Source organism: Pseudomonas sp. OF001 (assembly GCF_904426495.1).
Classification (GTDB): Bacteria; Pseudomonadota; Gammaproteobacteria; order Pseudomonadales; family Pseudomonadaceae; genus Geopseudomonas.
Genome location: NZ_CAJGBM010000008.1, coordinates 16,158 through 34,011, shown reverse-complemented (window position 1 = coordinate 34,011; position 17,854 = coordinate 16,158). Strand labels below are relative to the sequence as shown.

Genomic DNA, 17,854 nt, shown 5'->3' with positions numbered 1-17,854 from the left:
TCACGCCAGCGGCTGCGCGCGCTCCCAGCGCTCGTAGGCATGCGCCGGCGTCTCGCCGTCGGCCGCGTGCGCCTCGCGCCCGGCCAGCCGCCAGTCGTCCTCGGCGAACGCGGGGAAGAAGGCATCGCCCTGCGGGGCGAGGTGCACCCGGGTCAGGTACAGGCGCTGCGCCAGCGGCAGGCCCTGGGCGTACAGCTCGGCGCCGCCGATCAGCATCAGCTCGTCGACGCCCTGCGCGCGCGCCCACTGCTCGGCGCGGGCGATGGCCGCCGCGAGCGAGGGCAGCACCTCGGCGCCGTCCAGCGCGAGGCCGGCCTGGCGGCTGACCACCAGGTTGAGCCGGCCGGGCAGCGGGCGGCCCAGCGAGTCCCAGGTCTTGCGGCCCATGATGATCGGCTTGCCGAGGGTCAGGGCCTTGAAGTGCCTGAGGTCCGCCGGCAGGTGCCAGGGCAGGCGGTTGTCGATGCCGATCACGCGGTTGTCGGCCAGCGCGGCGATCAGGGCGAGGGGGAGCGTCGGAGTGTTCATGGGGCGCGAGGATAGCAGCCGACAGCGGAGCTGACGATGCCGGCGCCGGCGCGCAGCGGTTATCCTCTGCCCATCAGCCCCGCCGACATGGAGTCCCCTTGCCGCTCGAGTCCATCCCCGAAGCCCTCTGGCTCGCCGAAACCCTGCGCCTGACCGAGGAGCAGGCCGGCCCGCTGGAGGACGCCGAGGCCTGCCGCCAGGCGCGCGCCGGCGGCGGCGACCTGCACCGGCGCATCCTCGCCCGCGCCGAACGGCTGGCCAGCCGCGACGGCCTCGACCTGGCCGCGGCGCACTGGCGCCAGGGCGCGCGCCTGGCCCTGCTGCTGCTCGCCGTGCTGGCGCTGGGCAGCGGCGCCGGGCTGGCCCTGGCGGCGCTGGGCGACGGCACGCGCCCGGTCAACCTGCTGTGGGCGCTGGGCAGCCTGCTCGGCCTGCATCTGCTCAGCCTCGCCGCCTGGGCGCTGGGCGCGCTGCTCGGCGGCGACGCCGGCAGCGCCCTCGGCCGCCTGTGGCTGGACCTCGGCGGCCGCCTGGCCCGCGACAGCCGCAGCGCCCGCCTCGGCCCGGCGCTGACCCTGCTGCTCGCCCGCGCCGGCCTGCAGCGCTGGGCGCTCGGTCTGCTCAGCCACGGCCTGTGGCTGCTCGCCCTGCTCGCCGCGCTGGCGGTGCTGCTGGCCCTGCTCGCCAGCCGGCGCTACGGCTTCGTCTGGGAGACCACCCTGCTGCCGGCGGACGGCTTCGCCGCGCTGATCCACGCCCTCGGCGCCCTGCCCGCCCTGCTCGGCTTCCCGCAGCCGGATCTCGAGCTGCTGCGCGCCAGCGGCGAGGCGGTGGTCGGCGGCGAGGCGGCGCGGCAGACCTGGGCCGCCTGGCTGCTCGGCGTCTTCGCGGTCTACGGCCTGCTGCCGCGCGCGCTGCTCGCCCTGCTCTGCCTGTGGCGCTGGCGGCGCGGCCTCGCCCGCCTCGACCTGGACCTCGCCCAGCCCGGCTACAGCCGCCTGCGCGAACGCCTGCTGCCGTCCAGCGAGCGTCTCGGCGTCGGCGATCCGGCGCCGGCGCAGCTGCACCAGCCGCGCGCCGGTCACGCCGAACGCCCGGCCGGTGGCGCGCTGCTGGTGGCGGTCGAGCTCGATCCGCGCCGGCCCTGGCCACCGGCGCTGCCGCCCGTCGTCGAGGACGCCGGCCTCCTCGACGACGGCGCCAGCCGCCGCGCCCTGCTCGAACGTCTCGCCATGCGCCCCGCGGCGCGCCTGCTGGTCGCCTGCGACCCGCGCCGCTCGCCGGACCGCGGCACCCTCGGCCTGCTCGGCGAGCTGGCGCGCAGCGTTGGCGACACGCGCGTCTGGCTGCTGCCGGCGCCGCCGGACGAAACCCTCGACCCCGCGCGCCTGGGCGACTGGCAGGCGGCCCTCGCCGACCTGCAGCTGCCCTGTGCCACCGAGCCCCCCTGGCGCTGGCTGGAGAGCGGCCATGACTGATGCACTGAAACTCGCCGTGGTCGGCCACACCAACGTCGGCAAGACCTCGCTGCTGCGCACCCTGACCCGCGACGTGGATTTCGGCGAGGTGTCGCACCGGCCCAGCACCACCCGCCACGTCGAGGGCGCGCGCCTGTCGGTGGACGGCGAGGCGCTGCTCGAGCTGTACGACACCCCGGGCCTGGAGGACGCCATCGCCCTGCGCGACCATCTCGACGCCCTCGCCCCGGCCGCCGCGCGCCTCGACGGCCCGGAACGCCTCGCCCGCTTTCTCGCCGGCCCCGAGGCCCGCGGGCGCTTCGAGCAGGAAGCCAAGGTGCTGCGCCAGCTGCTGGTGTCCGACGCCGGGCTGTACGTGATCGACGCCCGCGAGCCGGTGCTGGCCAAGTACCGCGACGAGCTGGCGGTGCTGGCCGACTGCGGCCGGCCGCTGCTGCCGGTGCTCAACTTCGTCGCCGCCCCCGGCCACCGCGAGGACGACTGGCGCGCCGCGCTGGCCCGCCTCGGCCTGCACGCGCTGGTCGCCTTCGACAGCGTGGCGCCGCCGACCGACGGCGAGCAGCGCCTGTACCAGAGCCTGGCGCTGCTGCTGGAGCGCGCACGGCCGCAGCTGGAGCGGCTGATCGCCGACCACCAGGCGCAGCGCGGCGCCCGGCGCACGGCGGGCGCGCGGCTGATCGCCGAGCTGCTGGTCGACGCCGCCGCCTGCCGGCGCCTGGTGGACGGCGACCCCGCCAGCCTGAGCGCCGCCGTCGAGCGCCTGCGTGGCGAGCTGCGCGGGCACGAACAGCGCTGCGTCGAGGCCCTGCTCGCCCTGTACGCCTTCCGCCGGGGCGATGCCGCCGCCGGCGAGCTGCCGCTGCAGGACGGGCGCTGGGGCGACGACCTGTTCCATCCGGAAACCCTGAAGCAGCTGGGGGTGAAGGTCGGTGGCGGCATGGCCGCCGGCGCGGCGGCCGGGGCCGGCATCGACCTGCTGGTCGGCGGCCTGACCCTGGGCGCCGCCGCGGCGCTGGGTGCGCTGGCCGGCGGCACCTGGCAGACCCTGCGCAACTACGGCGAACGCCTCAAGGGCAGGCTCACCGGCCAGCGCGAGCTGAGCGTCGACGACGCCGTGCTGCGCCTGCTGGCCCTGCGCCAGCGCCAGCTGCTGACCGCGCTGGAAGGCCGCGGCCATGCCGCGCAGCAGCCGATCCGCGTGGACAACCCGCAGCAGCAGGCCTGGCGCGAAGGAAAACTGCCGGAGGCGCTGCAGCGGGCCCGCGCCCATCCCGAGTGGTCGACGCTGAATGCAGGCGCCCGCCCGCAGCAGGCCGAACGCCAGGAGGAAATCCGCCGGCTGGCGGCGCAGCTGCAGGAATAGGGCTACTGCCCGCCCTGCAGTCCGGCACGGATCGCCTGCAGCGCCGCGCGGTAGTAGACCTGGCCCTCGACCGACTCGGCGAAGGCCACGTACTCGGCCAGCTGGGCGTCGTCGAGGTCGCGATAGACGTACAGCAGGGTGTTCTCCAGCTGGCCGGCGATCTGCTGCATCACCCGCTCGCGCTGGCCGCCGAGCAGCTCCTGCGGCATGCCGTCGCCCAGCAACGTGCCGGACAGCCCGGGCAGCATCTGGCTGAGGCTGTCGGCGGCCACCCCGGCCAGCGCCACGCTGACCTCGGCGCCGGCCTCGCGCGCCGGCAGCGCCTTGCCCAGGCGCTGCACCAGGGCGCGCCGCTCCGCCGAGGCGTTCATCTGCGGCAGGCCGTCGGCATGGCGGTTCAGCTCGGCGGGCGCGGTGGCGCGCACCTCGCGCTCGACCACGGCGCGGCCCAGTGGGCTGTCGAAGAAGCGGATCGCCGGCAGCGGATCGGGCAGCCCCTGGCGCAGGCTGGCCAGGGCGCGCTGGTCCATCGCCTGCGGCGCGAAGCGGCGGTTGCTGTTGTCCACCAGCGCCTGGTACACCGCCGGCGGCAGGCTGCCCTGGTAGCGCTGCTGGGCGGCGAGCAGGGCGGCGCTGAAGTGCTCGCGCTGCTGCGGCCAGCCGGCCAGTTCGTAGAGCAGGTCGTGCTCGTCGGCCCGACTCAGCAGGCTGACGACGCAGAGGACGAGGGCAATCAGGACACGCATGGCAACTCCCGCGAAACAGGGGCGTATTGTCGGTGCCGGGCCCGGGGCTTGTCGAGGCGCGACTGCGGCCGGACGTCGCACCGCACCCGCCGGGACCGCACGGCAGCGGCGCGGCGCACGACGAATGGGCGGCGCCCACTTCTGTCGGCGGGGGCGGCCCCGCTAGAATGGGCCATGGACATCGATACCGCCTCCCCGCCGCTCCTCGAGCGGATTCTCGACGATCTGGCCAGCCAGGGCTGGTCGGTGCAGCCCCTCGCCCTGCCGGCCGGGCTGACCGCCGAACTGGCCGCCGAATGCCGCCGCCGCCACGCCGCCGGCCGCCTGGCGCGCGCCTCGGTGGGCCGCGGCAGCGGCCAGCTGATCGACGAGGCCATCCGCGGCGATCACATCCAGTGGCTGGGCCGCGGCGAGACGCCGGCCACCGACCGCTACCTCGACCTGCTCGACGAACTGCGCGTGGCGCTCAACCGCGAGCTGTTCCTCGGCCTCGAGGACTACGAGTGCCACTTCGCCCTGTACCCGCCGGGCAGCTTCTACCGCCGCCACCTCGACCGCTTCCGCGACGACGACCGGCGCACGGTGACCACGGTGTTCTATCTCAACGACGACTGGCAGGCGCAGCACGGCGGCGCGCTGCGCATCGAGCTGCCGGACGGCGAGGAGCGCGACGTGCTGCCCGCCGCCGGCACCCTGGTGGTGTTCATGTCGGGCGACTTCCCCCACGAGGTACTGCCGGCCAGCCGCGAGCGCCTGTCGCTGACCGGCTGGTACCGGCGGCGCGGCAGCGGGCCGCTGTAGGCGTGCAGAAACGAAGAAGGGAGGCCTCGGCCTCCCTTCTTCGTTCATCCGGCTGCGCTTAGAACAGCACGCGGCAGCGGATGGTGCCGTTGACTTCCTGCAGCTTCTGCTGCGCCAGGTCGGAGTACTCCTTGTCGACGTCGATCACCACGTAGCCGACCTTCTCGTTGGTCTGCAGGAACTGGCCGGCGATGTTGATGCCGTTGTCGGCGAACACCTTGTTGATCTCGCTCATCACGCCCGGGATGTTCTGGTGGATGTGCAGCAGGCGGTGCTTGCCCGGGTGCGACGGCAGGGCCACTTCCGGGAAGTTGACCGAGGACACCGAGGTGCCGTTGTCGCTGTACTTGACCAGCTTCTCGGCCACTTCCAGGCCGATGTTGGCCTGCGCCTCGGCGGTGGAGCCGCCGATGTGCGGGGTGAGGATCACGCGATCCAGGCCGCGCAGCGGGCTGACGAAGTCTTCATCGTTGGATTTCGGCTCGACCGGGAACACGTCGATGGCGGCGCCGATCAGGTGCTCGTCCTTGATCGCCTCGGCCAGGTGGTCCAGCTCGACCACGGTGCCGCGCGCGGCGTTGATCAGGATGCCGCCCTTCTTCATGGCGCGGATTTCCTTCTCGCCGATCATCCACTGGGTGGACGGCAGCTCCGGCACGTGCAGGGAGACGATGTCGGCCATGCCCAGCAGCTCGTGCAGCGAGCCGATCTGCTGCGCGTTGCCCAGCGGCAGCTTGGTCACCACGTCGTAGAAGTAGACCTGCATGCCCATGGCCTCGGCCAGCACGGAAAGCTGGGTGCCGATCGAGCCGTAGCCGACGATGCCGAGCTTCTTGCCGCGGATCTCGAAGGAGTTGGCCGCCGACTTGATCCAGCCGCCGCGGTGGCAGGAGGCGTTCTTCTCCGGGATGCCGCGCAGCAGCAGGATGGCCTCGGCGAGCACCAGCTCGGCCACCGAGCGGGTGTTGGAGTAAGGCGCGTTGAACACGGCGATGCCGCGCTCGCGGGCGGCGTTGAGGTTGACCTGGTTGGTGCCGATGCAGAAGCAGCCGACGGCGACCAGCTTCTTGGCGCAGTCGAAGACTTCCTCGGTCAGCTGGGTACGCGAGCGGATGCCGATGAAGTGCACGTCGGCGATCTTCTCCTTCAGCTCCTCCTCGGACAGCGCGCCCTTCAGGTACTCGATGTTGGTGTAGCCGGCGGCCTTGAGGGTATCCACGGCGTTCTGGTGCACACCTTCGAGAAGAAGGAACTTGATCTTGCTCTTGTCGAGAGAGGTCGTCTTGCTCATCTGCGTAAACCTGTTGTCCCGGGGGTTGTCTGGGCGGTGGACAGCGCGGGCTGTGCCGACCCGCAAGTCGGCGGCGGGCGCGATCGGCGGGGTGCGTATGCTACCATAGCGCCCCCGCGAAGCGCCCATCCCCGAGCATGAAGCCTGCTCAGGGTGACCATGAACCGCCCGAGATTTCCGCAGATGAGCCAAGCTGCCCTGATCGAAGAACTGAAGACCCTGGTCGAGCCCGGCAAGGTGCTGACCGACGCCGCCTCCCTGGACGCCTACGGCAAGGACTGGACCAAGCAGTTCGCCCCGGCACCGCTGGCCATCGCCTTCCCCAAGTCCATCGAGGAAGTGCAGGCCATCGTGCGCTGGGCCAATGAGCGCAAGGTCGCCCTGGTGCCCTCGGGCGGCCGCACCGGCCTGTCCGCCGGCGCCGTCGCCGCCCACGGCGAGGTGGTGGTGGCCTTCGACTACATGAACAAGGTTCTCGAGTTCAACGCCTTCGACCGCACCGTGCGCTGCCAGGCCGGGGTGGTCACCGAGCAGCTGCAGAACTTCGCCGAGGAGCAGGGCCTGTACTACCCGGTCGATTTTGCTTCTGCAGGTTCGAGTCAAATTGGCGGCAATATCGGCACCAATGCCGGCGGCATCAAGGTGATCCGCTACGGCATGACCCGCAACTGGGTGGCCGGCCTCAAGGTGGTCACCGGCAAGGGCGACATCCTCGAGCTGAACCGCGACCTGATCAAGAACGCCACCGGCTACGACCTGCGCCAGCTGTTCATCGGCGCCGAGGGCACCCTGGGCTTCGTCGTCGAGGCGACCATGCGCCTGGAGCGCGCGCCGAAGAACCTCACCGCCATGGTCCTCGGCGCCGCCGACCTCGACTCGATCATGCCGGTGCTGCACGCCTTCCAGAGCAAGCTCGACCTGACCGCCTTCGAGTTCTTCTCCGACAAGGCGCTGGCCAAGGTGCTGGCCCGCGGCGACGTGCCGGCGGCCTTCGAGACCGAGTGCCCGTACTACGCGCTGCTCGAGTTCGAAGCCAGCAGCGAGGAGGTGTCCAACGCAGCGCTGGAGCTGTTCGAGCACTGCGTCGAGCAGGGCTGGGTGCTCGACGGCGTGATGAGCCAGAGCGAGCAGCAGCTGCAGAACCTGTGGAAGCTGCGCGAGTACATCTCCGAGACCATCAGCCACTGGACCCCGTACAAGAACGACATCTCGGTCACCGTGTCCAAGGTGCCGGCGTTCCTCAAGGAAATCGACGCCATCGTCGGCGAACACTACCCGGACTTCGAGATCGTCTGGTTCGGCCACATCGGCGACGGCAACCTGCACCTGAACATCCTCAAGCCCGACGCCATGGCCAAGGAAGACTTCTTCGCCAGGTGCGCCACCGTCAACAAGTGGGTGTTCGAGACCGTCGAGAAGTACCACGGCTCGATCAGCGCCGAGCACGGCATGGGCATGACCAAGCGCGACTACCTGGGCTACAGTCGCTCGGCCGAGGAAATCGCCTACATGAAGGCGGTCAAGGCGGTGTTCGATCCCAACGGGATCATGAACCCCGGCAAGATCTTCCCGGCCTGATTCGCCCGGGGTGGCAGACCGCAGTGCGTCTTCCACCCCGACCGCGAACGGTGGAGCCAGCCTGCGGCCGTTTTCCGCGCCAAGGATCATCAGGAGTCAGTCATGAGCTACCAGCACCAGTACGTCGACGGCACCCGCATCCACTTCCCGCTGGGCAAGGTGGTCTGCGTCGGCCGCAACTACGCCGAGCACGCGAAGGAACTGAACAATCCGGTACCCAGCGAGCCGCTGCTGTTCATCAAGCCGGCCACCGCGGTGGTCGATCTCGAGGGCGGCTTCGCCATCCCCGAAGACCGCGGCGAGGTGCACTACGAGACCGAGATCGCCGTGCTGATCGGCAAGCCGCTGTCGACCCAGCCCGGCGACGAGGAGATCCTCGACGCCATCTCCGGCTTCGGCGTGGCCCTGGACCTGACCCTGCGCGAGGTACAGGCGCGCCTCAAGGACAAGGGCCATCCCTGGGAGATCGCCAAGGCCTTCGACGGCGCCTGCCCGCTGTCGCCCTTCGTCCCCGCCGACGCGGTGGAGGATCTGGCCGGCATCGGCGTGCGCCTGACCGTCAACGGCGAACTGCGCCAGGACGGCCATAGCCACGACATGCTGACCCCGATCCTGCCGCTGATCCGCTACATCAGCGGCCACTTCTCCCTGCAGCCGGGCGACGTGGTGCTCACCGGCACCCCGGCCGGCGTCGGCCCGCTGGGCCGCGGCGACCAGCTGCTGCTCGAGCTGCCCGGCCTGTGCGCCTTCGAGAGCCGCGTGCTCTGAAGCCGGCCGTAACGGGCGGACCCGCCGGGTCCGCTCGCGCCTTCACGCTTTTTTCATAACCCGCCGCCGCGCCTCTGGCATCCTGTCGCGCCCGACCAACGGAGTGCGTCACCCCATGCCTGCTTCCCGCCGCCGGCGCCTGCTGTCCGCCAGCCTGCTGCTGGCCCTGGCCACCGGACTGATCGCCGCCCACCTGCTGCACCTGGACGACCGCCTCGGCCTGTACTGGCGGGAACAGCGCGCCAGCGAGAGCGAGCGCCAGGGCGGCATCTGGCTGCCGGACTACCGCCTGGTGCTGGAAACGGAACTGGCCGGCCTCGCGGAGGACGAGACCTCGGGGCTGACATGGAACCCGCTGACCGGCACCCTGTTCACCGTCACCGGGCAGAACCCGCAGCTGGTCGAGTTCACCCCCGGCGGGGTGATCCTGCGGCGCATCCGCCTGGAGGGCTTCTCCGATCCCGAGGCCGTCGAGGCCCTCGGCGACGGCCGCCTGGCCATCGTCGACGAGCGCCGCCGCCTGCTGGCGGTGTTCCATCTCGAACCGGGCATCGAGCATCTCGACCTGGCCACGCTGCCCAGCTACGACCTGGGCTTCGCCGCGGCCGGCAACAAGGGCTTCGAGGGGCTGGCCTGGAACCCGCACACCCGGCGCCTGCTGCTGGCCAAGGAGCGCGACCCGCTGGGCCTGTTCAGCCTGCCGTTCCCCGGCGAGGACGGCGCCGCCGGCATCCTCGAGCCGGTCCCCGGCGCCCACCTGCTGGTGCGCGACCTGTCCTCGGTGACCATCGATCCGCGCAGCGGCCACACCCTGCTGCTCTCCGACGAGTCGCGCCTGCTGGTCGAGCTCGACCTGGAGGGCAAGCCGCGCAGCTTCATCAGCCTGTTCGGCGGCCTGCACGGCCTGGTACGCGGCATCGCGCAGGCCGAGGGCGTGGCCATGGACGCCGCCGGCAACATCTACGTGGTCGGCGAGCCGAACCGCTTCTACGTGTTCAGTCGCCGACCGCAGCAGCACTAGCCGGCCAGGGTTTCGTCGACCAGCTCCGCCTCGGGTGCATGCTTCTTCACCGACTCCATACCCTGGTTGCAGCTGGCGGCGCTGGCGTACAGCTGGCTCTGGCCGATCACCTGGCCGTTGCTGGCCTTGAGCACGAAGTAGGGCCGCCCGTCCCTGGCGGTCAGCGGCTCGAAGGCGCCGTCGCGCACGGCGTTCCTGCGCACCGAGGCGATGCCGTTGAGCGCCGAATCCTTGGCCTTGTACTGCTCGCCGGACAGGATGACCTGACCGTTGCCGGCCTCGAGATGGAAGTGGAACTGGCCGTTGGCGGCCTTGCTCAGACGGAACTTGCCGGACATGGTCTGTCTCCTCGCATGACGCTGTGCCTGCGATAAAGCTAGACGGCATGCGCGCCGGCTGCCGGTCGCGCAGAAAAAACGCCGGCCTGCGCGAGGCAGGCCGGCGTCGGGATCGACCGGGGACGGGGCTCAGCGCTCGAGGCGGCGCACGCCCTCGGCGGTGCCGAGCAGCAGCAGGTCGGCCGGGCGGGCGGCGAACAGGCCGTTGGTGACCACGCCGACGATGTTGTTGATCTCGCGCTCCAGAGCCACCGCATCGGTGATGTACAGGTTGTGCACGTCGAGGATGATGTTGCCGTTGTCGGTGACGAAGCCCTCGCGGTACACCGGGTCGCCGCCCAGCTTGACCAGCTCGCGGGCCACGTGGCTGCGCGCCATCGGCAGCACCTCGACCGGCAGCGGGTAGGCGCCGAGACGCTCGACCAGCTTGCTCTGGTCGGCGATGCACACGAAGGTGCGCGCCACCGCCGCGACTATCTTCTCGCGGGTCAGCGCGCCGCCGCCGCCCTTGACCAGCTGCAGCCGGGCGTCGGCCTCGTCGGCGCCGTCGACGTAAAACTCCAGCTCGGCGATGCCGTTGAGGTCGTAGACCGGGATGCCGTGGCTCTTCAGACGCGCGGCGGTGGCCTCGGAGCTGGCCACGGCGCCGTCGAAGTCGTGGCGGATCCTAGCCAGGGCGTCGATGAAGCAGTTGGCGGTGGAGCCGGTGCCGACGCCGACGATGCTCTTGCCATCGAGACGCGGGCGAATGAAGTCGACGGCGGCCTGGGCGACTGCCTGCTTGAGCTGATCCTGGGTCATGACGGACTCCGCGAAGAAGGAGGGAGAAAACGGCCGGCATTATAGCGCCAAGCCGCGCAAAGTGCGGCCTTTGCCTTGGCCGTCCGGCGCGTGCAGGAGTAGACTCGGGCCCATTGTGCCAGCCCGCCTGCGAACCCCTCCGATGCTCGAACAGTACGTCAAGAAGATCCTCACCTCGCCCGTCTACGACGTGGCGGTGGAAACTCCCCTGCAACCGGCGCGCAGCCTCTCCGAGCGGCTGAACAACCAGATCCTGCTCAAGCGCGAGGACCTGCAGCCGGTGTTCTCCTTCAAGATCCGCGGCGCCTACCACAAGGCCGCGCTGCTCAGCGAGGAGGAGAAGGCGCGCGGGGTGATCGCCGCCTCGGCCGGCAACCACGCCCAGGGCCTGGCCCTGGCGGCGAAGAAGCTCGGCATCAAGGCGGTGATCGTCATGCCCAGGACCACCCCGGACATCAAGGTGCAGGCGGTGCGCGCCCGCGGCGCGCGGGTAGTGCTGCACGGCGAGGCCTTCCCCGAGGCGCTGGCGCACTGCCTGAAGCTGGTCGAGGAGAAGGGCTACACCTTCGTGCATCCCTACGACGACCCCGAGGTGATCGCCGGGCAAGGCACCGTGGCCATGGAGATCCTCCGCCAGCAGCCGGGGCGCCTGGACGCGATCTTCGTGCCGGTCGGCGGCGGCGGCCTGATCGCCGGCATCGCCGCCTACGTCAAGTACCTGCGCCCGGACATCAAGGTGATCGGCGTCGAGCCCGAGGAGTCAGACTGCCTGCGCGCCGCCATGGCCGCCGGCGAGCGCGTGGTGCTCAGCCAGGTCGGCCTGTTCGCCGACGGCGTGGCGGTGGCGCAGATCGGCGCCGAAACCTTCCGCATCTGCCGCGAGCACGTCGACGAGGTGGTCACCGTGACCACCGACGAGATCTGCGCGGCGATGAAGGACATCTACGACGACACCCGCTCGATCACCGAGCCGGCCGGCGCCCTGGGCGTGGCCGGGATCAAGCGCTACGTGCAGCGCGAGGGCGTGTCCGGGCAGACCCTGGTGGCCATCGACTCGGGCGCCAACGTCAACTTCGACCGCCTGCGCTACGTCGCCGAGCGCGCCGAACTGGGCGAGCAGCGCGAGGCGATCATCGCGGTGACCATCCCGGAGAAGCCGGGCAGCTTCAAGGCGTTCTGCCAGGCGCTGGGCAAGCGCTCGATCACCGAGTTCAACTACCGCTTCAACCGCCCGGACCAGGCGCACATCTTCGTCGGCGTGCAGACCCACCCGGAGAACGACCCGCGCGAGCAACTGGTCGCCGGCCTGCGCGAGCAGGGCTTCCCGGTGCTCGACCTGACCGACAGCGAGCTGGCCAAGCTGCACATCCGTCACATGGTCGGCGGCCACGCCCCGGGCGCGGAGAACGAGCGGGTCTACCGCTTCGAGTTCCCCGAGCGCCCCGGCGCGCTGTTCAACTTCCTCAACAAGCTGGGCGGGCGCTGGAACATCTCGATGTTCCACTACCGCAACCACGGCGCCGCCGACGGCCGCGTGCTGGTCGGCATGCAGGTGCCGGACGCCGACCTGGCGCTGCTCACCGAGGCGCTGGACGGCATCGGCTACCCGTACTGGTGCGCCAGCGACGACCCGGCCTACCGCCTGTTCCTCGGCTGACGCCGCGCACGATCACAGGGAGGTGATCGCCATGCCCCGCCCGCTCCCCCTGTCGACCCGGAGGACGCGCTGATGCGCATCCTGCTGGTCGGCGCCGGCGGCTTCCTCGGCCGCCACCTGCATGTCGCGCTGCGCGCGGCCGGCCACCAGATCCTCGCCACGGCGCGCCAGCCCGATCCGGCCGCCAGCGGCGACTGGCTGGCGCTGGACCTGGCCGAACTGGCCCGCGACCCGCGCAGCTTCGCCTGGCCGGAGGGCGTCGAGCTGGTGATCAACGCCGCCGGCCTGCTGTCCAGCGACCGCACGCAGCTGGACGAGGTGCAGCACCTCGGCGCCTGCGCGCTGTTCGAGCTGGCCGCCGCCCATGGCGCACGGGTGCTGCAGATCTCCGCCCTCGGCGCCGAGGACGGCCCGGACACCGCCTTCCTCGCCAGCAAGGCCGCCGCCGAGCGCCACCTGCTCGGCCTCGGCATTCCCGCCGTGGTGCTGCGTCCCTCGCTGGTGCTCGGCCCCGGCGCGGCCAGCAGCCGCTGGCTGCAGCGCCTGTCGCCCTGGCCGTGGACGCCGCTGCTGGACAACCGCGCGCGCCTGCAGCCGCTGCACGTCGACGACCTGTGCGCCGCGGTGCTCGCCCTGCTGGCCAGTTGGCCGGCGCAGCCGTGCAGCCTGGCGCTGGTCGGCCCCGAAGCGCTGACCATGGGCCAGATCGTCGACCGCCTGCGCGCCGCCCAGGGCTGGGGGCCGGGGCGCTACTGGACGCTGCCGCGGCCGCTGGCCGCCCTCGGCGCGCTGCTCGGCGAGCGCCTGAGCTGGCGCGCGCTGAACCGCCAGACCCTGCGCCTGGCCCGGCGCGACAACCTGGCCTCGCCCGAACCGCTGGCCGCGACCTGCGGCTACCGCTGCCTGCCGCTGGAGATGCGCCTGCACGACTGGCCGCAGGCGAGCGAGAGCCTCGGCCTGATCATGCAGCCGCTGCTGCTGGCCCTGCTGGTGCTGGTCTGGCTGGGCACCGCGCTGGCCTGCCTCGGCCCCGGCCTCGCCTGGGGCCTGCGCATCCTCGCCGAGGCCGGCATCGACGGCTGGCCGGCGCGCATCGCCGTGACCGGCGGCGCCCTGCTCGACGGCGCCCTCGGCCTCGGCCTGCTGTGGCGGCGCTGGCGCCGCCGCGCGCTGCAGGCGCAGGTCGCCCTGATGCTCGCCTACACGGCGCTGATCACCTGGCTGCTGCCGCACTACTGGTTCGATCCCTTCCAGGGCGTCGGCAAGAACCTGGTGCTGCTGGCGGTCAGCCTGTGGCTGCTGTGGCTGCCACCCGCTCAAGGACGGAGCGAAGCATGACCCTCTACCTGCTGCTGAAGACCCTGCACATCCTCTCCTCCACCCTGCTGTTCGGCACCGGCCTCGGCTCGGCGTACTACGCCTGGCGCGCCTGGAAAAGCGCCCAGGTGACGACCATCGCCACCACCTTCCGCCACCTGGTCGCCGCCGACTGGCTGTTCACCACGCCCACCGCCATCCTCCAGCCGCTCAGCGGCCTGGCCATGGTCCACCTGGGCGGCTGGCCGCTCGGCCAGCACTGGCTGCTGGTGACCCTGGTCCTCTATGTCCTCGCCGGGCTGTGCTGGCTGCCGGTGGTGTGGCTGCAGATCCGCGTGCGCGACCTCGCCGTGCAGGCCGAGCGCGACGGCACGCCGCTGCCGGCGCTGGCCGGGCGCTACATGGCCTGGTGGTTCGCCCTCGGCTGGCCGGCGTTCGCCGCCTTCGTGGTGATCTTCTTCCTGATGGTGGTCAAGCCCGCCTGAAGCCGGAAACGACGACGGCGCCCGCAGGCGCCGTCTTCGTTCAAGCGCGGCATATCAGCCGCGCAGCGAGATCACCGGCCAGCCGCGCTGTTCGGCGATGGCGCGCAGCTCCGCGCAGGGGTCGACCGCCACCGGCTGGTCGACCTGCTCCAGCAGCGGCAGATCGTTGCGCGAGTCGCTGTAGAAGGTGCTGCCGGCCAGGCTCATGCCGTTCTCCAGCAGCCAGCGCTCCAGGCGGGTGACCTTGCCCTCGCGGAAGCAGGGAATGTCGGTGGTGCGCCCGGTGTACTGCCCGTCCTGCATCTCGCACTCGGTGGCCAGCAGGGTGTCGACGCCCAGGCGCGCGGCGATCGGCGCGGTGACGAAGCGGTTGGTGGCTGTGATGATCACCAGCCGGTCGCCGGCGGCGCGGTGCTCGGCGAGCAGCGCCTCGCCCCTGGGCAGGATGATCGGCTCGATGCACTCGGCCATGAACTCGCGGTGCCAGGCGTCCAGCTGCGCGCGGTCGTACTGGCCGAGCACCGCCAGGCAGAAGTTCAGGTAGGCCTGGATGTCCAGGCGGCCGGCCAGGTAGTCCTCGTAGTACTCGTCGTTGCGCGCCTTGTAGGTGGCTGCGTCGAGGATGCCGCGCCGGCACAGCCAGTCGCCCCAGGCATGGTCGCTGTCGCCGGCCAGCAGGGTGTTGTCGAGGTCGAACAGGGCCAGACGCACGATGGGAATTCTCTTCGGACAGGGATGGGAACGACCAAGCCTACCCCGTTTTGTCGGGGCTGCCCACGCGCCGCCGCATCCGCGTTGCCGCTGTGACGGGCTTTGTGGAACAATCCGGGCATATATGTTTCGAGGTATCCGCCGTGATCGATCCCGATGGTTTCCGACCGAATGTCGGCATCATCCTGGCCAATGAAGTCGGTCAGGTGCTGTGGGCGCGACGCATCAACCAGGATGCCTGGCAGTTTCCCCAGGGTGGCATCAACCCGCAGGAGTCGCCGGAAGAGGCACTGTTTCGCGAATTGAACGAGGAAGTCGGCCTGGAGCCCCAGGATGTGCGCATCCTCGCCTGCACGCGCGGCTGGTTGCGCTATCGTTTGCCGCAGCGCCTGGTGCGCACCCACAGCCAGCCGCTGTGCATCGGCCAGAAGCAGAAGTGGTTCCTCCTGCACCTGACCGGCGACGAGCAGCGGGTGCGCATGGACCTGACCGGCAAACCGGAATTCGACGGCTGGCGCTGGGTCAGCTACTGGTATCCGCTGGGCCAGGTGGTGTCCTTCAAGCGCGAGGTGTACCGCCGCGCCCTGAAGGAACTGGCGCCGCGCCTGCCGATCCGCGACTGAGTCCTTTAATCCGAGGCCGACCTGTAGAGGAGCGCCCAACCTTTGACCATGCTCCACACGCTGCGCAAGATCATCCAGGAGGTCAACGCCGCCCGGGATCTCGATACCGCCCTGGCGATCATCGTCGAGCGCGTGCGTGCAGCCATGGGCACCCAGGTCTGCTCGGTGTACCTGCTCGACCCGCAGAGCAACCGTTTCGTGCTGATGGCCACCGAAGGCCTCAACAAGGACTCCATCGGCCAGGTCAGCATGGCGCCCAGCGAGGGCCTGGTCGGCCTGGTCGGCACCCGCGAGGAGCCGCTCAACCTCGAGGACGCCTCCAGCCACCCGCGCTTCCGCTACTTCGCCGAGACCGGCGAGGAGCGCTACGCCTCCTTCCTCGGCGCGCCGATCATCCACCACCGCCGGGTGATGGGCGTGCTGGTGGTGCAGCAGAAGGAGCGCCGCCAGTTCGACGAGGGCGAGGAAGCCTTCCTGGTCACCATGAGCGCCCAGCTCGCCGGGGTGATCGCCCACGCCGAAGCGACCGGCTCGATCCGCGGCCTCGGCAAGCAGGGCAAGGCCACTCCCGACACCCGCTTCCTCGGCGTACCCGGCTCGCCCGGCGTGGCCCTCGGCAGCGCCGTGGTGGTGCTGCCGCCGGCCGACCTCGAGGTGGTGCCGGACCGCCCGGTCGACGACATCGACGGCGAGATCGCCTACTTCTACAACGCCGTCGAGGCGGTGCGAAAGGACATGCGCGAGCTGTCCGCGCGGCTGGCCAGCCAGCTGCGCCAGGAGGAGCGCGCGCTGTTCGACGTCTACCTGATGATGCTCGACGACGCCTCGATCGCCGGCGAAGTCATCAAGGTCATCGAGACCGGCCAGTGGGCCCAGGGCGCCCTGCGCCAGGTGGTCAACGGCCATGTGCAGCGCTTCGAGCTGATGGACGACGCCTACCTCAGCGAGCGCGCCTCGGACATCAAGGACATCGGCCGGCGCATCCTCGCCTATCTGCAGCAGGCCCGCCAGCAGAAGCTGGTCTACCCGGACAGCACCATCCTGGTCAGCGAGGAGCTGTCGCCGGCGATGCTCGGCGAGGTGCCGCCCGGCAAGCTGGCCGGCCTGGTCTCGGTGACCGGCTCGAGCAACTCGCACGTCGCCATCCTCGCCCGCGCCATGGGCATCCCCACGGTGATGGGCGCGGTCGACCTGCCCTACACCATGCTCGACGGCATCGAGCTGATCGTCGACGGCAACCGCGGCGACGTGTTCACCAACCCCTCTCCCGGCCTGCGCCGCCAGTTCAGCGAGATCGCCGAGGAGGAGCGCCAGCTCAACCGCGGCCTCGATGCCCTGCGCAGCCTGCCCTGCGAGACCACCGACGGCCACCGCATGCCGCTGTGGGTCAACACCGGGCTGTTCGCCGACATCGCCCGCGCCCAGGAGCGCGGTGCCGAGGGCGTCGGCCTGTACCGCAGCGAAGTGCCGTTCATGACCAACGAGCGCTTCCCCAGCGAGAAGGAGCAGGTGGCGATCTACCGCGACCAGCTCAGGGCCTTCCACCCGCTGCCGGTGACCATGCGCACCCTCGACATCGGCGGCGACAAGGCGCTGTCCTACTTCCCGATCAAGGAAGAGAACCCCTTCCTCGGCTGGCGCGGCATCCGCGTCACCCTCGACCACCCGGAGATCTTCCTGGTCCAGGCGCGCGCCATGCTCAAGGCCAGCGAGGGCCTGGAGAACCTGCGCATCCTGCTGCCGATGATCAGCGGCCTGCCCGAACTGGAGGAGGCGCAGCGCCTCTTGCACCGCGCCTGGAGCGAGGTGCGCGAGGAAGGCGTCGACGTGCCCATGCCGCCGGTGGGGGTGATGATCGAGATCCCCGCCGCGGTGTTCCAGACCCGCGAACTGGCCCGCCAGGTCGACTTCCTGTCGGTCGGCTCCAACGACCTGACCCAGTACCTGCTGGCGGTCGACCGCAACAACCCGCGGGTGGCCAACCTCTACGACTACCTGCACCCGTCGATCCTGCAGGCGCTCAAGCGCGTGGTCGACGATGCACACAGCGTCGGCAAGCCGGTGAGCATCTGCGGCGAGATGGCCGGAGACCCGACGGCCGCCCTGCTGCTGATGGCCATGGGTTTCGACTCGCTGTCGATGAACGCCACCAACCTGCCCAAGGTGAAGTGGCTGCTGCGCCAGCTGTCGCTGGAGCAGGCGCGCGAGCTGCTCGACCTGGTGCTGGCCCTCGACCACGCCCCGCTGATCCACAGCACCCTGCAGCTGCACCTGCGCAACCTCGGCCTGAGCCGCATGCTGGCGCCGGGCGGCAGCGTGCAGGGCTGAGTCCGGCGCGCGATTTCACC

General features: G+C 70.9%; 17 protein-coding genes. 11 read left to right on the top strand and 6 right to left on the bottom strand.

All coding sequences use genetic code 11. The features are described 5' to 3' along the window. Entirely contained in the window at positions 1 to 528 is a 528-nt protein-coding gene (locus tag RA210_RS06165) for a dihydrofolate reductase (protein ID WP_201485750.1), read from the bottom strand. A 98-nt stretch (positions 529 to 626) separates the two neighbouring features. Between RA210_RS06165 and RA210_RS06160 the strand changes: the two genes are divergently transcribed. Further along, positions 627 to 2,006, top strand: a complete 1,380-nt coding sequence (locus tag RA210_RS06160) for a DUF2868 domain-containing protein (RefSeq protein WP_201485749.1) — start codon at positions 627 to 629, stop codon at positions 2,004 to 2,006. Continuing rightward, the gene (locus tag RA210_RS06155) at positions 1,999 to 3,369 is read left to right on the top strand and encodes a DUF3482 domain-containing protein (protein WP_201485748.1); all 1,371 of its coding nucleotides are present in this window, start codon (positions 1,999 to 2,001) and stop codon (positions 3,367 to 3,369) included. Before RA210_RS06160 ends, RA210_RS06155 begins: the two co-directional genes overlap by 8 nt. A 2-nt stretch (positions 3,370 to 3,371) precedes the next feature. Here the strand turns inward: RA210_RS06155 and RA210_RS06150 are convergent, their stop codons facing one another. Further along, on the bottom strand, positions 3,372 to 4,115 hold the full coding sequence (locus RA210_RS06150; protein ID WP_201485747.1) for a hypothetical protein: 744 nt from the start codon (positions 4,113 to 4,115) through the stop codon (positions 3,372 to 3,374). Between the two features lie 174 nt (positions 4,116 to 4,289). On the opposite strand from RA210_RS06150, the gene RA210_RS06145 reads away from it, so the two are divergent. Next, positions 4,290 to 4,916, top strand: coding sequence for a 2OG-Fe(II) oxygenase (locus RA210_RS06145; RefSeq protein WP_201485746.1), 627 nt, complete (start codon positions 4,290 to 4,292; stop codon positions 4,914 to 4,916). A 58-nt stretch (positions 4,917 to 4,974) separates the two neighbouring features. Here RA210_RS06145 and serA read toward each other — a convergent pair whose 3' ends face one another. Further along, positions 4,975 to 6,207, bottom strand: a complete 1,233-nt coding sequence (gene serA, locus RA210_RS06140; protein WP_136491617.1) for a phosphoglycerate dehydrogenase — start codon at positions 6,205 to 6,207, stop codon at positions 4,975 to 4,977. Positions 6,208 to 6,390: 183 nt separating this feature from the next. On the opposite strand from serA, the gene RA210_RS06135 reads away from it, so the two are divergent. The 3 genes from RA210_RS06135 to RA210_RS06125 all read left to right on the top strand — a co-directional run bounded on the left by RA210_RS06135 (position 6,391) and on the right by RA210_RS06125 (position 9,574). Continuing rightward, on the top strand, positions 6,391 to 7,785 hold the full coding sequence (locus tag RA210_RS06135) for an FAD-binding oxidoreductase (protein WP_136491618.1): 1,395 nt from the start codon (positions 6,391 to 6,393) through the stop codon (positions 7,783 to 7,785). 102 nt (positions 7,786 to 7,887) lie between these two features. Beyond that, positions 7,888 to 8,553 carry a fumarylacetoacetate hydrolase family protein gene (locus RA210_RS06130; protein WP_201485745.1) on the top strand — a complete coding sequence of 222 codons (666 nt, stop codon included), beginning with the start codon at positions 7,888 to 7,890 and terminating at the stop codon, positions 8,551 to 8,553. 115 nt (positions 8,554 to 8,668) lie between these two features. Further along, positions 8,669 to 9,574, top strand: a complete 906-nt coding sequence (locus RA210_RS06125) for an SdiA-regulated domain-containing protein (RefSeq protein ID WP_201485744.1) — start codon at positions 8,669 to 8,671, stop codon at positions 9,572 to 9,574. Here RA210_RS06125 and RA210_RS06120 read toward each other — a convergent pair. Both RA210_RS06120 and rpiA read right to left on the bottom strand, forming a co-directional pair. After that, entirely contained in the window at positions 9,571 to 9,912 is a 342-nt protein-coding gene (locus RA210_RS06120) for a YegP family protein (RefSeq protein WP_201485743.1), read from the bottom strand. The genes RA210_RS06125 and RA210_RS06120 overlap by 4 nt on opposite strands. Positions 9,913 to 10,041: 129 nt before the next feature. Next, a complete protein-coding gene (rpiA, locus tag RA210_RS06115) occupies positions 10,042 to 10,713 on the bottom strand; it encodes a ribose-5-phosphate isomerase RpiA (protein ID WP_201485742.1) in 672 nt (223 codons plus the stop codon). Between the two features lie 142 nt (positions 10,714 to 10,855). Between rpiA and ilvA the strand changes: the two genes are divergently transcribed. The 3 genes from ilvA to RA210_RS06100 all read left to right on the top strand — a co-directional run bounded on the left by ilvA (position 10,856) and on the right by RA210_RS06100 (position 14,172). Then, entirely contained in the window at positions 10,856 to 12,370 is a 1,515-nt protein-coding gene (gene ilvA / locus RA210_RS06110) for a threonine ammonia-lyase, biosynthetic (RefSeq protein WP_136491795.1), read from the top strand. A 72-nt stretch (positions 12,371 to 12,442) separates the two neighbouring features. Further along, positions 12,443 to 13,708, top strand: a complete 1,266-nt coding sequence (locus RA210_RS06105) for a DoxX-like family protein (RefSeq protein ID WP_201485741.1) — start codon at positions 12,443 to 12,445, stop codon at positions 13,706 to 13,708. Beyond that, the gene (locus tag RA210_RS06100; RefSeq protein WP_201485740.1) at positions 13,705 to 14,172 is read left to right on the top strand and encodes a DUF2269 family protein; all 468 of its coding nucleotides are present in this window, start codon (positions 13,705 to 13,707) and stop codon (positions 14,170 to 14,172) included. The genes RA210_RS06105 and RA210_RS06100 overlap by 4 nt, the downstream gene beginning before the upstream one ends. Before the next feature lie 54 nt (positions 14,173 to 14,226). Here the strand turns inward: RA210_RS06100 and RA210_RS06095 are convergent, their stop codons facing one another. After that, positions 14,227 to 14,883 carry an HAD family hydrolase gene (locus tag RA210_RS06095; protein WP_201485739.1) on the bottom strand — a complete coding sequence of 219 codons (657 nt, stop codon included), beginning with the start codon at positions 14,881 to 14,883 and terminating at the stop codon, positions 14,227 to 14,229. A gap of 143 nt (positions 14,884 to 15,026) precedes the next feature. Between RA210_RS06095 and RA210_RS06090 the strand changes: the two genes are divergently transcribed. Together RA210_RS06090 and ptsP are read left to right on the top strand one after the other, a co-directional pair. After that, on the top strand, positions 15,027 to 15,506 hold the full coding sequence (locus RA210_RS06090) for an RNA pyrophosphohydrolase (protein WP_136491543.1): 480 nt from the start codon (positions 15,027 to 15,029) through the stop codon (positions 15,504 to 15,506). A gap of 48 nt (positions 15,507 to 15,554) precedes the next feature. Continuing rightward, positions 15,555 to 17,834: a phosphoenolpyruvate--protein phosphotransferase gene (gene ptsP / locus RA210_RS06085; RefSeq protein WP_201485796.1), complete on the top strand. Its 2,280-nt coding sequence runs from the start codon at positions 15,555 to 15,557 to the stop codon at positions 17,832 to 17,834. Positions 17,835 to 17,854: the final 20 nt, after the last annotated feature.

Excerpts from the sequence above, each read along its gene's own strand:
- RA210_RS06165 (WP_201485750.1), bottom strand. The coding sequence starts at position 528 with ATGAACACTCCGACGCTCCCCCTCGCCCTGATCGCCGCGCTGGCCGAC.
- RA210_RS06120 (WP_201485743.1), bottom strand. The coding sequence starts at position 9,912 with ATGTCCGGCAAGTTCCGTCTGAGCAAGGCCGCCAACGGCCAGTTCCAC.
- RA210_RS06105 (WP_201485741.1), top strand. The coding sequence starts at position 12,443 with ATGCGCATCCTGCTGGTCGGCGCCGGCGGCTTCCTCGGCCGCCACCTG.
- RA210_RS06155 (WP_201485748.1), top strand. The coding sequence starts at position 1,999 with ATGACTGATGCACTGAAACTCGCCGTGGTCGGCCACACCAACGTCGGC.
- rpiA (WP_201485742.1), bottom strand. The coding sequence starts at position 10,713 with ATGACCCAGGATCAGCTCAAGCAGGCAGTCGCCCAGGCCGCCGTCGAC.
- RA210_RS06130 (WP_201485745.1), top strand. The coding sequence starts at position 7,888 with ATGAGCTACCAGCACCAGTACGTCGACGGCACCCGCATCCACTTCCCG.
- RA210_RS06150 (WP_201485747.1), bottom strand. The coding sequence starts at position 4,115 with ATGCGTGTCCTGATTGCCCTCGTCCTCTGCGTCGTCAGCCTGCTGAGT.
- ptsP (WP_201485796.1), top strand. The coding sequence starts at position 15,555 with ATGCTCCACACGCTGCGCAAGATCATCCAGGAGGTCAACGCCGCCCGG.
- ilvA (WP_136491795.1), top strand. The coding sequence starts at position 10,856 with ATGCTCGAACAGTACGTCAAGAAGATCCTCACCTCGCCCGTCTACGAC.
- RA210_RS06125 (WP_201485744.1), top strand. The coding sequence starts at position 8,669 with ATGCCTGCTTCCCGCCGCCGGCGCCTGCTGTCCGCCAGCCTGCTGCTG.
- serA (WP_136491617.1), bottom strand. The coding sequence starts at position 6,207 with ATGAGCAAGACGACCTCTCTCGACAAGAGCAAGATCAAGTTCCTTCTT.
- RA210_RS06135 (WP_136491618.1), top strand. The coding sequence starts at position 6,391 with ATGAGCCAAGCTGCCCTGATCGAAGAACTGAAGACCCTGGTCGAGCCC.
- RA210_RS06145 (WP_201485746.1), top strand. The coding sequence starts at position 4,290 with ATGGACATCGATACCGCCTCCCCGCCGCTCCTCGAGCGGATTCTCGAC.
- RA210_RS06100 (WP_201485740.1), top strand. The coding sequence starts at position 13,705 with ATGACCCTCTACCTGCTGCTGAAGACCCTGCACATCCTCTCCTCCACC.